The 12,692-nt window shown below is 59.9% G+C and carries 15 protein-coding genes, 1 tRNA gene and 1 pseudogene; 8 read left to right on the top strand and 9 right to left on the bottom strand.

Translation table 11 applies throughout. From position 1 onward, the window contains the following. The first annotated feature begins 43 nt into the window (after positions 1–43). Positions 44–586 carry a helix-turn-helix domain-containing protein gene (locus tag NR126_RS19885; RefSeq protein WP_027621203.1) on the top strand — a complete coding sequence of 181 codons (543 nt, stop codon included), beginning with the start codon at positions 44–46 and terminating at the stop codon, positions 584–586. Between the two features lie 9 nt (positions 587–595). Here NR126_RS19885 and NR126_RS19880 read toward each other — a convergent pair whose 3' ends face one another. Continuing rightward, complete coding sequence (locus tag NR126_RS19880) at positions 596–1,615, bottom strand: DUF4917 family protein (RefSeq protein ID WP_027621204.1); 1,020 nt, start codon at positions 1,613–1,615, stop codon at positions 596–598. A 148-nt stretch (positions 1,616–1,763) separates the two neighbouring features. Here NR126_RS19880 and yiaY point away from each other — a divergent pair, with 148 nt between their 5' ends. Next, complete coding sequence (yiaY, locus tag NR126_RS19875) at positions 1,764–2,912, top strand: L-threonine dehydrogenase (protein WP_256830914.1); 1,149 nt, start codon at positions 1,764–1,766, stop codon at positions 2,910–2,912. A 9-nt stretch (positions 2,913–2,921) separates the two neighbouring features. Here yiaY and NR126_RS19870 read toward each other — a convergent pair whose 3' ends face one another. Continuing rightward, a complete protein-coding gene (locus NR126_RS19870) occupies positions 2,922–3,410 on the bottom strand; it encodes a DMT family transporter (protein WP_027621206.1) in 489 nt (162 codons plus the stop codon). A 78-nt stretch (positions 3,411–3,488) separates the two neighbouring features. On the opposite strand from NR126_RS19870, the gene NR126_RS19865 reads away from it, so the two are divergent. Together NR126_RS19865 and NR126_RS19860 are read left to right on the top strand one after the other, a co-directional pair. Further along, positions 3,489–4,400 (top strand): LysR family transcriptional regulator, encoded by a 912-nt coding sequence (locus tag NR126_RS19865; protein ID WP_256830913.1) that lies wholly within the window; start codon positions 3,489–3,491, stop codon positions 4,398–4,400. Between the two features lie 33 nt (positions 4,401–4,433). Next, positions 4,434–5,174: a hypothetical protein gene (locus NR126_RS19860; RefSeq protein WP_256830911.1), complete on the top strand. Its 741-nt coding sequence runs from the start codon at positions 4,434–4,436 to the stop codon at positions 5,172–5,174. 2 nt (positions 5,175–5,176) lie between these two features. Here the strand turns inward: NR126_RS19860 and NR126_RS19855 are convergent. Beyond that, positions 5,177–5,429 (bottom strand): annotated as a pseudogene (locus NR126_RS19855) (type II toxin-antitoxin system RelE/ParE family toxin). A gap of 70 nt (positions 5,430–5,499) precedes the next feature. On the opposite strand from NR126_RS19855, the gene NR126_RS19850 reads away from it, so the two are divergent. The 3 genes from NR126_RS19850 to NR126_RS19840 all read left to right on the top strand — a co-directional run bounded on the left by NR126_RS19850 (position 5,500) and on the right by NR126_RS19840 (position 8,210). Continuing rightward, positions 5,500–6,138, top strand: a complete 639-nt coding sequence (locus NR126_RS19850; protein ID WP_027621209.1) for a LysE family translocator — start codon at positions 5,500–5,502, stop codon at positions 6,136–6,138. Between the two features lie 108 nt (positions 6,139–6,246). Further along, positions 6,247–7,590: a bifunctional diguanylate cyclase/phosphodiesterase gene (locus NR126_RS19845; RefSeq protein ID WP_256830910.1), complete on the top strand. Its 1,344-nt coding sequence runs from the start codon at positions 6,247–6,249 to the stop codon at positions 7,588–7,590. 116 nt (positions 7,591–7,706) lie between these two features. Then, entirely contained in the window at positions 7,707–8,210 is a 504-nt protein-coding gene (locus tag NR126_RS19840) for a DUF4142 domain-containing protein (RefSeq protein WP_105755782.1), read from the top strand. A gap of 6 nt (positions 8,211–8,216) precedes the next feature. Here NR126_RS19840 and NR126_RS19835 read toward each other — a convergent pair whose 3' ends face one another. Together NR126_RS19835 and NR126_RS19830 are read right to left on the bottom strand one after the other, a co-directional pair. Next, complete coding sequence (locus NR126_RS19835; protein WP_256830907.1) at positions 8,217–8,624, bottom strand: low affinity iron permease family protein; 408 nt, start codon at positions 8,622–8,624, stop codon at positions 8,217–8,219. Positions 8,625–8,816: 192 nt separating this feature from the next. Continuing rightward, on the bottom strand, positions 8,817–9,545 hold the full coding sequence (locus NR126_RS19830) for a class I SAM-dependent methyltransferase (RefSeq protein ID WP_256830905.1): 729 nt from the start codon (positions 9,543–9,545) through the stop codon (positions 8,817–8,819). Between the two features lie 156 nt (positions 9,546–9,701). Here NR126_RS19830 and tam point away from each other — a divergent pair, with 156 nt between their 5' ends. Beyond that, positions 9,702–10,472 carry a trans-aconitate 2-methyltransferase gene (tam, locus tag NR126_RS19825; protein WP_256830903.1) on the top strand — a complete coding sequence of 257 codons (771 nt, stop codon included), beginning with the start codon at positions 9,702–9,704 and terminating at the stop codon, positions 10,470–10,472. A 6-nt stretch (positions 10,473–10,478) separates the two neighbouring features. Here tam and NR126_RS19820 read toward each other — a convergent pair whose 3' ends face one another. The 4 genes from NR126_RS19820 to NR126_RS19805 form a co-directional block, all read right to left on the bottom strand. After that, the gene (locus NR126_RS19820) at positions 10,479–10,886 is read right to left on the bottom strand and encodes a type II toxin-antitoxin system HicB family antitoxin (protein WP_027621215.1); all 408 of its coding nucleotides are present in this window, start codon (positions 10,884–10,886) and stop codon (positions 10,479–10,481) included. 32 nt (positions 10,887–10,918) lie between these two features. Then, positions 10,919–11,101, bottom strand: a complete 183-nt coding sequence (locus NR126_RS19815) for a type II toxin-antitoxin system HicA family toxin (protein ID WP_105755785.1) — start codon at positions 11,099–11,101, stop codon at positions 10,919–10,921. Between the two features lie 280 nt (positions 11,102–11,381). Then, positions 11,382–11,455 (bottom strand) — tRNA-Gly (locus NR126_RS19810). 150 nt (positions 11,456–11,605) lie between these two features. After that, positions 11,606–12,490 (bottom strand): alpha/beta fold hydrolase, encoded by an 885-nt coding sequence (locus NR126_RS19805; RefSeq protein ID WP_027621216.1) that lies wholly within the window; start codon positions 12,488–12,490, stop codon positions 11,606–11,608. Positions 12,491–12,692: the final 202 nt, after the last annotated feature.

Genomic DNA, 12,692 nt, shown 5'->3' with positions numbered 1-12,692 from the left:
GCAAGAGATAATCGTCGCCTCCTTGATGGATTAATCGCTGCGCATGTCTATCCGTTTGAAATTACTGCGAAAAAAATTGGGCGTGACCCTTGAGGCGCTGGCTGAAAAGTCCGGCATGACCAAGAGCTATTTGTCGAAAGTCGAGCGTGGGCTGAACACCCCGTCGATCGCTGCGGCGCTGAAGCTGGCCAAGGCGTTGAACGTTAAGGTTGAGGAGCTGTTTTCCGAGGACAACGTCCATCTGGACAGCTACAGCCTGGTCCGCGCCCATGAGCGCCAGTCGTTGGCCGCCAACGACCAGGCCCCCGGTTACGCGGTGCTGGCCCATCAGGTCAGCGAACGCAGCCTGTTGCCGTTCATCATTTATCCGCCCACCGAGTTCACCGACAAGAGCTTCAAGGAGCACGTCGGTGAGGAATTTCTATTCGTCCACGAAGGCCGGGTCGAAGTCGATTTCATGAGTGAACGGGTGATTCTCGAGCGCGGCGATGCGTTGCACTTCAACGCCCAGAAACCCCATCGCCTGCGCTCGGTCGGCGAGGTACAGGCGCAGCTGCTGGTGGTGGTCAACAGCCGGGAGGAGTGAGCAGGCGGCTCAGACCTCGACCGGAACCGACAGCTGTGGATGGCCCAGGGCATGGGTCTTGGAATCGAAGAAGCGCAGTTCGATGTCGCTCTCGGCAAACACTTTCCCATAGTGACGCTTCTGGCTCTGGATAAACGCCGCACTGCGCGGGTAGATCGAGATTGCCACGGTTTTCGGCCGGGCCTGGATCAGCGCCTGGACGATGTGCGCGTCCTGCTTGCCGAGGCTGTGACCGAAGATGCACAGCGCGTCGTGCTGCTGCAGCAGTTGGTCGTAGCAGAACGATAGATAGTCCGAACTGCGGATGGTCTTGAGCTTGTCTTCGCTGCTGCCTTCGTTGATGAACAGCGGCACGTCGTCCAGGGTCTTGATCGTATTGTTGATCGCAAAGTTGCCCAGCAGCGTGCCCTCGGTCGAGGTCAGCTTGCGCGCCGTGCCGTCCTGGTTGCGCACCAGGTGCAGGCCGCCGTGCAGGTACAACAGGCGAGTCTTGTTGGTGGCGGAGGCGCTCAGCTCGAAACGCGGCTCGCTGCCCTGGAACAGGTCGTCGATAGCCGCCGGGGCCTGCTGGATCGCCCAGTAGTTGAGGAGGTCGTAGTTGGTGGTGAACACGGTTGGGTAGCGGCTCAGTTCGGCGCTGATGGCCTGCAGACTCGAGGGCTGCACCAGACGCCACGGAATGTGTACCGCATGCACCGTATTGATCAGCGCTTCCTTGATCGCGTAGTAGCGATTGCGTGGCGCCGCAGAGCTGACGGCCAGGGCCTTGTTGACCCGGCTGGTGGTCTTCAGGGCGCTGAGCACCTGCTCGAAACTGCGGGTGCCGAGGGCGTCGAAAACGCTCAACTCGGATGGGCTCAAGGGCTTTTCTTCGACAGTGCGGGCGTTTTCGAACAAGGAGTCGTAGGCAAAGTCGTCCCAGACTGCGCGGCTGGCGCCGTTGCCCACCAGCAGGGCGCTGAAATCGGTGGTGGCGCGCAACGCGGTCCAGTCTTCAAGGTGGGTATCAACATCCTGGAAATCGCTCATTGCGTCACTCTTCTCAAGCCGGTGGGAACTGGGCGCAGACTTTATCACGACCGGCCATTGAGCCAGATCAAGATGCACGCCTGGGGATGGGGCGAAGCTGGGGCTATTCGCTGACCCGCTGCGGTCGGCCCATCGCAGAGGAATTGCCATGACCAGCACATTTTTCATTCCCGCCGTGAACATCATGGGCAACGGGTGCCTCGATGAAGCCATGACCGCCATTCGCAACTACGGCTTTCGCAAAGCGCTGATCGTCACCGACGTCGGGCTGGTCAATGCCGGTATCCCGGCGCTGATCGCGGAAAAACTCGCGCAGCAGGACGTCGACTCGGTGATCTTTGACGGCGCCAAACCCAACCCGAGCATTGCCAACGTCGAAAGCGGCCTGGCCCTGCTGCAGCGCAGCGCCTGTGACTGTGTGATCTCCCTCGGCGGCGGTTCACCCCATGATTGCGCCAAGGGCATTGCCCTGTGCGCCACCAATGGCGGCAAGATTGCCGACTACGAGGGCGTCGATCGCTCGCTCAAGCCGCAACTGCCGCTGATCGCCATCAACACCACCGCCGGCACTGCCAGCGAAATGACCCGTTTCTGCATCATCACCGACGAATCGCGCCACGTGAAAATGGCCATCGTTGACCGCAACGTCACGCCGTTGCTGTCGGTCAACGATCCGGCCCTGATGGTTGGCATGCCCAAGGGGCTGACCGCCGCCACCGGCATGGACGCCCTGACTCACGCGATCGAAGCCTATGTGTCGACCGCCGCGACGCCTATTACCGACACCTGTGCGCTCAAGGCCATCGAGTTGATCAGCCTCAATCTGCGCCAGGCCGTGCGTGATGGCAGTGATATGAACGCCAGGGAAAACATGGCCTACGCGCAGTTTCTCGCCGGCATGGCATTCAACAACGCATCGCTGGGATTCGTACATGCCATGGCGCACCAACTGGGTGGTTTCTACGATTTACCCCACGGCGTGTGCAACGCGGTGTTGCTGCCGCACGTACAAACCTTCAACGCGACGATCTGCGCCGAACGCCTGGCCGTGGTGGCGCAAGCGATGGGCAGCGATATCCAGGGCTTGAATGCGGAGCAGGGCGCCGAGGCGGCCATCGTGGCGATCCGGGCGCTGGCCAGGGATGTGCAGATCCCCGCCGGCTTGGGCGACCTTGGCGCCAAACTGGAAGACATTCCGATCCTCGCCGCCAACGCCTTGAAAGATGCCTGCGGCCTGACCAACCCGCGTGCCGCTGATCAACGCCAGATCGAAGCAATCTTCCGCAACGCGTTCTGAGCCCCTGCCTCAGCCGGGCGTCACCAGCGCCCGGCCCGGCGTGGCACTGAAATGAATCAGACCCACGCCGGCAATCAACAGCACGGCACCGAGCAACTTGCTCAGGTTCAGGGGCCGCTCTGCCAGGCCGAACCAGCCGAAATGGTCGAGCAGTAGCGAGGCCACCACTTGTCCGGTCAGCGCCAGGGCGATAAAACCCGAGGCGCCCAGTTTAGGCAGCAGCATCAGGGCCAGCGCGATAAAGCACACGCCGAACGCGCCGCCGGCCCACATCCACAGCGGTGCCTTGCTGATAAAACCCAGGGACGGTAGCGGCAAGCGCAGGGCGATGATCACTGGCAGCAACACCAGGATGCTGACCATCAATGAAGCCAGGGTGGCCCATAACGGATGGCCAAGGCCGCGGCTGAGGTTGGCATTGATTGCGCTTTGGAAAGGCACTACGGCACCGGCAATCACCGCAAGTATTAGAAATCCAGCCCAGTGCAGGGTCGTCATGATTAATTCTCCATCAGGTTTTACTGGACCTTAAGCTATTCGTCGCGCAAATTTAAATTCTGATTTGCTATCCAGAACATGCACACTATGAATGATCTGCGCCGCATCGATTTGAACCTGCTGGTGATCCTCGACGCCCTGCTCAGTGAGCAGCACGTCACCCGCGCCGCCGAGCGCCTGCACCTGAGTCAGCCAGCGGTGAGCCATGCCCTGGCGCGCCTGCGCGATGTGCTCGGCGATCCACTGCTGGTGCGTGCCGGTGGCGGATTGGTCGCCACTGCGCGAGCGCTGGAGTTGGCGGCGCCGTTGGCCGAGGCGCTGGCACAGGTGCAAGCGCTCCTGGCGCCGAACACCTTTGATCCTGCATCGGCCAAACGCCGATTTCGCGTGGCGATGTCTGACTACGGTGCCGCCATTGTCCTGCCTGGCCTGATCCGTCGTCTGCGCCAGGACGCCCCGGGCATCGACCTGCAAATCAGTCATGCCAGCCGCGAAGGCATGCTCGATGCGGTGCTCAATGGTGATATCGACCTGGCCGCCGGCGTCTTTCCCGAACTGCCCCCGGCGTTGTGCAGCCAGCCGCTGTTCGAAGAACGCTTCGTTTGTCTGGTGGATCGCCAGGGCCTGCCGGCCAGTGCTGAACTCGACTTGCCCACCTACCTGACACGGCCCCATGTGTTGCTGGAGATGCGCGGCAGCGGCACGCCGGAAATCGAGCGCGCGCTGACCTCCCTGAACTTGCGCCGCCATGTCGCCATCAGCCTGCCGCACTGGAGCGTCGCGCCGCAGTTGATCCTCGGCACCGATCTGATCCTCACCGTCGCTGCCCGTGGCCTGAACGGCATCGACGATCCGCAGTTGGTGATCCTGCCGCCGCCGTTTCATATCCCCTCGTTTACCTTCGTTCTGGTCTGGCATGAGCGCCGGGGCGGTGACCAGGCATTGAACTGGTTGAATCGGCAGATCGCACAGGCGATAGTGCACGGCTGACTTTCTGAATTCGATCGACACAAGGAACACGGAATGACCTTGAAATACCGCTGGCTGGGATGCGTGGCAATGAGTGGTGCTCTGGGGGCGACCCAGGCTTATGGCCGCTGCGAACAACCGTCATTGCCCGAGGGCGTACCGGGTTACTCGGTGTGCAAGGAGTGGCCGGCCTACGACGGCCAGACCATCACCGCACTGTCGCAGATAGAGCCTGATCCGACCCTGAGCGATGCCCCCGATGGCACCGGCATGTACGACCTGAAACTGGCGGTGGTCTCGAGCATCGACGGCAAGCCGCTGGCCCGCTACGCCCAGGCCTCGGTGTACAGCTCCGACGCCGTGCGCTTCGACGGCCTGAGCATCGACACTGCCCGCTACAAACTGACCTCCGACCTGCGGGCCTTTGGCGTGCGTGCCGGTTTCACCGGTTCGTCGCGGGCCAACCCGTTCGAACAGGCCGTGCTGTCGCTGTACGTGCGTGAAGGCAACGCCTTGCGTCCGGTCCTCGAACAATTGGTGATCGAGTCGAGCAATGGCGAGTGGGATACCAATTGCGCGGGTGAATTCAGTCGCACCCAGCGTACCCTCGACCTGGCTAAAACCAGCAGCCACGGCTTTGCCGATCTGATCGTGCGCTCGGTGACCACGGGGACGCAGAGCACGTTGGGCAAGACCGACTGCGAGTCCACCGACACCGTCGGTAAAACGGTGCTGACGACTTTGCGCTATGACGGTCGGCAGTATGTGGTGCCGAAGGATATGCGGGGAGTCTGACGTTAGCAGGAGCCGGGCGGCAGGCGACGGGTGTGAAAGCCCCGTCGTACTTGCAATCGGCCTTGGCGAACTCGGTAAGGAATGAAGTAGGGGTGACCTGGGACCGTCCATTGCCGGGAAACGGGCCAAGAGTTCGACACTGGAGAAGATGCTCGCGACAAAGCCCGCTGCTGCCTGCGGATTCTCCAGGGCAATGTGCGCGGCTTCGTCATCGATGTTTTTGAGCGCTGTTCTCAGCCACTCATCTTTATCCAGTCGGTGCTGCGCTGACCTATCTCGTGATACAACGCCTCTTCCCGCTCGACCAGACCTGGAGTTATCCCGCATGACCGCATCTCTGTTGTTGGCTGTACTCGCTTCGGGCTTTATCTACGGGATCACCCCAGGCCCCGGCGTGCTCGCGGTGTTCGGGATCGGTGCGGCTCGTGGTCGACGGGCTGGCGCGGGATTTCTTTGCGGGCATCTGTTGGGGGATGTGGTCTGGTGCAGCACCGCACTGGTTGCGATCGTCGGTGCGCGGGAGATCGGCAGCAGCGCTTTCGACGTGCTAGGGGTGCTCAGTGGCTTGTATCTGTTCTGGCTGGGCATGCGCGCCATTCGCGCGCGTCGCTCCACTGACGATGCGCCGCAAGGGGCGGCCCGGCAACCGTTCTGGCACGGCATCATGTTCGGCTTGACCAATCCCAAGGCCTACCCGGTGGCCGTGGCGACCTTTACCGCGTTGCTGTCCAGCCGTGCCGAATTGCTGCAGTGGTCGATGTTGCCCGCACTTATTTTTCTGAGTTTCCTTGGTGGCATTTTGGCATACGCTATCCTTATCGGAATTGTAGGCGCTCGTCGGGTGCGCACGCTGTATCAGCGTCATGAGCTGGCAATTACTCGGATTTGCGGGGTAATGTTCGTCGGTTTTGCCATCAACGCCTTGCTGCACGCGGTGCCGGGGTTGCTGGCCAACAAGAGTTGAGGTTGGGCGCAAGGCTGCGCCAGCTATGTACGACCACCGCCTGGGAGGGGAGTGGTCAGGTCCTGGAGAGATACTCACGGCTGCATTTTTGGACAGTATCCATCTTCGATGACCAGCAAAAACTCTGCACCATTGGCCAGCTATATCGACCTGCTGCTCGACGTCGTGTGTGCCGTCGACAGTCAGGGACGCTTTGTATTTGTCAGCGCTTCCTGCGAGCAGGTATTTGGCTACACGCCGGACGAACTGATCGGCCAGCCGATGATCGAGATGGTCCACCCGGCGGATCGCCAGCGCACCCTTGATGCCGCCCGGAAAATCATGAGCGGCCAACCCAATCCCAACTTTGAAAACCGCTACCTGCGCAAGGACGGCCAGGTGGTGCACATCCTCTGGTCGGCGCGTTGGTCGGAGGTCGATCAATTGCGTATCGCAGTCGCCCGTGACATCACCGAGCGCAAGCAAGCCGAGTCACGGCAGGCGGCGCTCTACGCAATCTCCGAGGCCGCCCATGCCGCCGAGGATTTGCTGGCGCTGTTCAAGCGTATTCATCAATTGATCGGTGAGTGGCTGCCGGCGCTGAATTTCTCGGTGGCGCTCTATGATGAGCACTGCGCGCAACTGGATTTTCCCTACCATGTCGATGAGCACGAGCGTGAACCCGAACTCAGCGTGACCGGACGGTTGTGTGCCGAAGTAATTCGAAGTGGACAGCCGGTACTGCTGACGCCCGATCAACCGTTTTCCCTGCCCGGATTTCCCGGTGCTATCAGTGATCAGGATTCGCCCTGCTGGTTGGGTGTGCCGCTGAACTCGCAAAAGGGCACCATCGGCGCGTTGATCGTCAAGAGCATGCCTGGCGGCGAACGCTATACCGAACGCGATAAGGAGCTGTTGCAGTACGTCTGTGCCCAGGTGGCGGCTGCCATCGAGCGCAAGCAACTGCATCATCGTTTGCAATTCATGGCCCAGCACGACTACCTGACTCGTCTGCCCAATCGCGAGCTGTTGCGTGAACGGCTGGCCAAGGCCCTGAGCAAGGCTCAGTTGGACAGTAGCCGTATGGCGCTGCTGTACGTCGATCTGGATCATTTCAAACAGGTCAACGACACGTACGGTCACGGCGTGGGCGACATGCTTTTGCAGGCCGTGGCGAACCGCTTGCAAGGTTGCGTGCGGGAGACGGACACCGTGGCGCGGATTGGCGGCGACGAATTCGTGGTGCTGCTTGACAGTATCCAGGCCGCCGAAGACGCCTCACGCGTGGCAAGCAAGATTCGCCAGGTGCTGGGCCAGCCGATGCGGCTCGACAGTCATAGCCTGAATATCCTGCCGAGCATAGGCATTGCCCTGTACCCCGAGCATGGCCGTGAGGAGCATCAGCTGTTCAAACATGCGGACGAAGCCATGTACGCCGCCAAGCGCCTGAGCGACCGGCTCGACCCGGCTTGAGGTTCCGCTCGTCGTGGGCTGGATGGCTTTTTTTAAACCTTTGCGCGGTTTTACCTTCCAAAGAGTGTCGGGGGCGCCTCGACGTTTCTTTTTGTCTGTTCAAGGAGGGCGAAACCATGAAACCCATGGCCAGCCGATTATCGATCATTAGTGTTGCCGCTTTGCTGAGCCTGGGCGCCGGCAGCGCATGGGCCCAGTCACCGGCCGAATTCATCAACGAAGTATCAGCTCAGGGCATGGCCGACATCGAAGCCAGCCGCCTGGCGCATCAGAAATCCGAGTCCAAGGAGGTCAAGGACTTCACCATCGTGGTCATCAACGACCGCACCACGGCCAATCAGCACCTGGCGAAAATCGCCAAGAAACTCGACCTGCCCGTTGCCCCTCGCGAAGAGGTCATGGACAAGGCCAAAACCTTGATACCCGAGGTCAAGGAAGGCGAGTCATTCGATTCGGCCTACGCGGCCAGCCAGGTGCAAACCACCGAGCAGGCCATCGAGCAATTGCAGGAGGAGGCGAGGACCACCGACGTGCCGGAGCTCAAGGCGTTTGCCGAAGAAACCCTGCCCAAGCTCGAGCAACACTTGCAAATGGCCAAGACGTTACTGGCGAGTCGCTGAGTCATTTCAGCATTGGTTCAAATCCTGCTGCCCGTTGGCAGCAGGTGCTTCTTCCAGTGCAATCGACTGACCCTCACCGATTTTCCGGTAGCGTTTTCTCAGGGCCTCAAGCTCATTGAGGTCGAGGGCTTCGAGTCCGAGCATGGCGTTCTGCGCATCCTTGGTCACCCGCAGCAACTCATCGATCTTCAGGTGCAGAATGTCGGTGTCGCGGTTCTGCGTGTTCTGGATCAGGAACACCATCAGGAAGGTGATGATGGTGGTCGAGGTATTCACGATCAATTGCCAGGTGTCGTTGTAATCAAACAGCGGCCCGGTCAGCGCCCAGCCGACGATCAGCACGATGGCCAGGAGGAACGTCCTCGGACTGCCCGCCCACAACGCCAGCTTCTGAGACGCCTTTGCGAACTTCATTACCGTGCTCCTTATTGGGATATGCCTGGAATTCAGACCACGGCGGAGTGGGGGAATTTCCTTGAAATTATTCAGCAGGCAGACAGCCATCTGCTGCTAAAAAAGCCCCCACGCCAAGCAGGAGCGAAGCGGTATTCGGGGGCAAGTGAACGTTCATCGTGGGCGTGTGTTGCGCCCACGATGATTGCGCCGCTAACGCTCGACGGCCACCAACAACATCATCGGTCGCTCCCGTTCTTCGACCAGTGCCGGCAACTCGGCGACCTGCTGGGCAGTCGGCCCCCATTCGTTGACATGGACAATCCGCAAGCCGGCCGCGATCAGCAGATTCAACAATGTCCCGATTGTGCGGTGCTGTTTGATCACACCCTCCGCCAGCCAATTTGTGATCCGCTCCCCCTCCATCTGATAGCTGTCCACCGGCCATGAGCGTTGACCTTGTGCGTCGACAATCCAGCCCGGATTGCGTGGGGCCATGAAGATCGGGTGCTCGATGGAAAACACTAAGCGGGCTCCAGGCGCCAATGCGTCATGGACGCGCGTGAACAGGCCGGGTAGATCCTTTATGTAGTGCAGCGCCAGAGAGCTGTAGGCCAGGTCGAAACTTTGCGTGGGAAGGTCGAGGCACTCGAGATCAGCCTGGCGGTAGCTGATGTTGCCGGCCTGCGTCGTGGCCTCGGCTTTTTCGAGCATTTTCTGCGAGACATCAAGTCCGAGCACGCTTTGTGCACCTTGCTCGCTGGCCCAACGGCAAAACCAGCCATAGCCGCAGCCAAGGTCGACCACTCGGAGGTTCTGCAGTGTCGGCAACAGTGCACGCAGCGCTGGCCATTCCGGTGCTGATTCAAGGCCGCCAACGGATCGAGGCAACTGACTGTAGGCCCGGAAAAATCCGGGATCGTCGTAGATGTTCTGGGTCATGGGGGCGGTCTCTTTGAGTTCGAGATATGGGCGCGGATGTTACAACCTGTGACTGACGGTTGACGGCATTGGCCAGTGCGTCGCTTACTGGCGCCCCACCAGCGATATGCCGAGTCTGGCATGTCGCTGTTTCCTGATCCGTAACAGGAGTATGCGATGAGCTGGTCTGCAAAGCAGTATGTGGCCTTCGAGGACGAGCGTACGCGCCCGGCGCGGGATTTACTGGCGGCGATTCCCGCTGTCGACGCGCGCTCGGTGATCGATGTCGGATGTGGTCCGGGTAATTCGACACAGCTGCTGGTCGAGCGATTTCCCGGCGCGATGGTGCGGGGTCTGGACAGTTCTGGCGACATGATTGAGGCAGCGCGCAAACGCCTGCCGCAGGTGCGTTTCGATCAGGCCGATATCGCCAACTGGAACGAAGCCGGTCCCTTCGATGTGATCTTCGCCAACGCCGTGTTCCAGTGGCTGCCCGACCACGCCACGCTGCTGCCTGCACTGGTTGGCAAGCTGGCCCCGGGTGGAAGCCTGGCCATCCAGATGCCCGACAATTTGGAGCAACCGCCGCACCGCATGATGCGTGAAGTGGCCGCCCAGGGGCCGTGGGCCGACAAGCTGGCGCACATTGCCGGGCAGCGCACCGCCCTCGACGACGCCACGAACTATTACCAGATACTCTGCGGCTGCAGCGCGCGTGTGGATGTGTGGCGTACTACCTACCACCACCCACTCAAGGGTGGGCCGGCGGCAGTGGTCGAATGGTTCAAGGGCAGTGGCCTGCGACCGTTTCTCGATCCTTTGAACGAAACAGAAAAAAACCAATACCTGGCGCAGTACCTGGAAGCCCTCAAGCCTTACTTTCCTGTGATGGCCGACGGCTCGGTGCTGTTGCCGTTCCCGAGGATGTTCATCGTCGCCACTCGCTGAAGATCATCAGCGCTGCTGTAACACCTTCAACGCCGCCGAGGCCAGAAAGCCGGAGCGGCTTTTTTCTTCCGGGTGATTCAGCACGTATTCGTCAATGCGCGTCAGCAAGTAACCGGGCAGGGTGATATTGAGCTTCTGCGCCTTGCCCAGGTAACGGGTGATATCGATGTCCACCAGCGCCCAGGTCACGTCGCTGTAGGCCGGATTGGCGGCGTGCACAGTGATTTTGTTGGCATGGGGAATGGCTGCGCCGTCATCGGCGAGTATCTCGAAATGCCCCTCGATGGCCTCGCGCGCCATGGCAATGGCATCGTCCAGGTCATCGCCTGCGGAGAAACAACCGGGAATGTCCGGTACTTCCACACCCCAGGCGTGCTCATCGTCGCCCTTGGAAATTGCAATCGGGTAAAGCATGTTCATCGTCCTCAAATAGCGGGTGTGTCGATTCAATTCAGCAAGGCTTGTTGCAGGATGCTCACGGCAGTCTTGGTCAACAGGTCTTTTTTCGGGTGGGGGACCGTCACCAATCCAGGCTTTGTTGGATGTTTGTAGTGGTGATGGCTGCCGCGAACCCGAACCAGATCCCAGCCGTCTGCGACAATCTGGCTAATCAAATATCGACTATTCACATCACGTCCCTGTGCTGTGTAGGTGGTTACTGTACCTACTATTTGTCTTTTATCAACACCATAACCACCATTTTGGCCCGGTAATTGATAAGTGGTAGGGAGCAGTGTAGGAAGCCTGCGCGATTGCTGAGTTCACGTGGCGTGCGGGTGTATTGCGGGGTGATACGCGAGACGCAACCAGGAAGGCGAAGGGAATCGCAGGCATAAAAAAACCGGTCGCTTGGACCGGTTTTTTGGCATCCCCTGTCAGACATTGCCTGGACAAGCGATTGAAATGATGTGGAGCGGGTGAAGGGAATCGAACCCTCGTTATCAGCTTGGGAAGCTGGAGTAATGCCATTATACGACACCCGCTCAGAGCGGCTGACTTTGTACCAGATGTAGCGAAGGATTTGAAGTTTTTCTTTGCGTGATCTGCGTTTACGCCGTTTTTGCCGGGCAGCCTCCTCGGCTTAAGGAACTGCTTTTCCCTAAGGCGAGGAGGCTGCTGGCAAAGACGATTTTTCAGATAGCCAGTGCATGGTGGTCCTGGGTGAAGTGGGAACGCGTTCGGCTTTCATACTGCGCCGGTTTCAGAAAACCCAGCAGTGCCTGGCGACTGTCCCGGCAGGCGGCTTTGTGCTCCATGTCGAGAAAGTGCCCGGTGGCCTCGATGGTGCTGAAGCTGCTGTATTGCACATGGTTGCCAAATATCCTGGCGTCGTCGGCACTGGTGTACTCGTCCCATTCGCCGTTGAGGAACAGCACCGGCACATCGATTTGCTTGGCCGCCTTGAGGTAGCACAGGCAGTCGCTGTTGAGTACCTGGTTGATGTGAAAGTGCATCTGCCCGTATTCGTGTTCGGCCAGGCTGCTGACGTGGCGGTGATTGAAGCGCTTGAACAACGACGGCAAATGTTTGCCGATGGTGTCGTTGACCAGATGACCGACACGGTCGCGGTCGAGGTTGCCGAGGTAGTCGACACCGCGCTCCAGATAATCGCGCATCGGTTCGTTGATCACCGGCGAGAACGAACTGATCACCGCTTTTTCGATCCGTCGCGGGCGGTGGGACAGGGCGATCAGGGTAGCGGCGCCGCCCCATGAGAACGACAGCACGTGCTCGGCGGCGAAGTGGTCGATCAGCTCAAGGAGGATCTGTCCTTCGACTTCCTTGGTGAGCATTTTCTGGTGTTGATTGTGGGCTTTTGACTTGCCCGCGTAGGGCTGATCGTAGAGCACCACATTGAACTGCGGGTGAAGGCTCTTCACCGTTTGGGCAAACGACGCAGTGGTGGCCATCGAGCCGTTGACCAGAATAATGGTCTTCTCTGCGGCACCTGCGCGATAGAACTCCGTGTAAACCCGATACTGACCTTGTATGTCCAGCACAGCGATTTCTGGCCTCATGTCGTAAGACTCCTGGCAAGCGTGTAGGCGCGCAACTGAGTGTGCACGGGCTTTATGACAGGTAGGCATACGCCTGGAAGGAAATGGCCCATGTCGATCCGCTGAGGTCTGGTCGACGGGTATTGTTATAGGCGGGCAGTCTGTCGGGGGATTTGGAGCCTTGAGGCTCTCGACCGACAAAAAGTTGCTTGGATGTACGGTG

This window comes from Pseudomonas sp. Pse1 (assembly GCF_024519635.1).
Classification (GTDB): Bacteria; Pseudomonadota; Gammaproteobacteria; order Pseudomonadales; family Pseudomonadaceae; genus Aquipseudomonas.
Note: the sequence above shows the minus strand (reverse complement) of the source record. Positions and strands in the feature narration are given on the sequence as shown.

Bases quoted from the DNA above. Each gene is read 5' to 3' on its own strand.
- NR126_RS19840 (WP_105755782.1), top strand. From the start codon at position 7,707: ATGAAACCCATGGCCAGCCGATTATCGATCATTAGTGTTGCCGCTTTG.
- tam (WP_256830903.1), top strand. From the start codon at position 9,702: ATGAGCTGGTCTGCAAAGCAGTATGTGGCCTTCGAGGACGAGCGTACG.
- NR126_RS19870 (WP_027621206.1), bottom strand. From the start codon at position 3,410: ATGACGACCCTGCACTGGGCTGGATTTCTAATACTTGCGGTGATTGCC.
- NR126_RS19805 (WP_027621216.1), bottom strand. From the start codon at position 12,490: ATGAGGCCAGAAATCGCTGTGCTGGACATACAAGGTCAGTATCGGGTT.
- yiaY (WP_256830914.1), top strand. From the start codon at position 1,764: ATGACCAGCACATTTTTCATTCCCGCCGTGAACATCATGGGCAACGGG.
- NR126_RS19845 (WP_256830910.1), top strand. From the start codon at position 6,247: ATGACCAGCAAAAACTCTGCACCATTGGCCAGCTATATCGACCTGCTG.
- NR126_RS19865 (WP_256830913.1), top strand. From the start codon at position 3,489: ATGCACACTATGAATGATCTGCGCCGCATCGATTTGAACCTGCTGGTG.
- NR126_RS19830 (WP_256830905.1), bottom strand. From the start codon at position 9,545: ATGACCCAGAACATCTACGACGATCCCGGATTTTTCCGGGCCTACAGT.
- NR126_RS19820 (WP_027621215.1), bottom strand. From the start codon at position 10,886: ATGCTTTACCCGATTGCAATTTCCAAGGGCGACGATGAGCACGCCTGG.
- NR126_RS19860 (WP_256830911.1), top strand. From the start codon at position 4,434: ATGACCTTGAAATACCGCTGGCTGGGATGCGTGGCAATGAGTGGTGCT.
- NR126_RS19835 (WP_256830907.1), bottom strand. From the start codon at position 8,624: ATGAAGTTCGCAAAGGCGTCTCAGAAGCTGGCGTTGTGGGCGGGCAGT.
- NR126_RS19850 (WP_027621209.1), top strand. From the start codon at position 5,500: ATGACCGCATCTCTGTTGTTGGCTGTACTCGCTTCGGGCTTTATCTAC.
- NR126_RS19885 (WP_027621203.1), top strand. From the start codon at position 44: ATGTCTATCCGTTTGAAATTACTGCGAAAAAAATTGGGCGTGACCCTT.
- NR126_RS19880 (WP_027621204.1), bottom strand. From the start codon at position 1,615: ATGAGCGATTTCCAGGATGTTGATACCCACCTTGAAGACTGGACCGCG.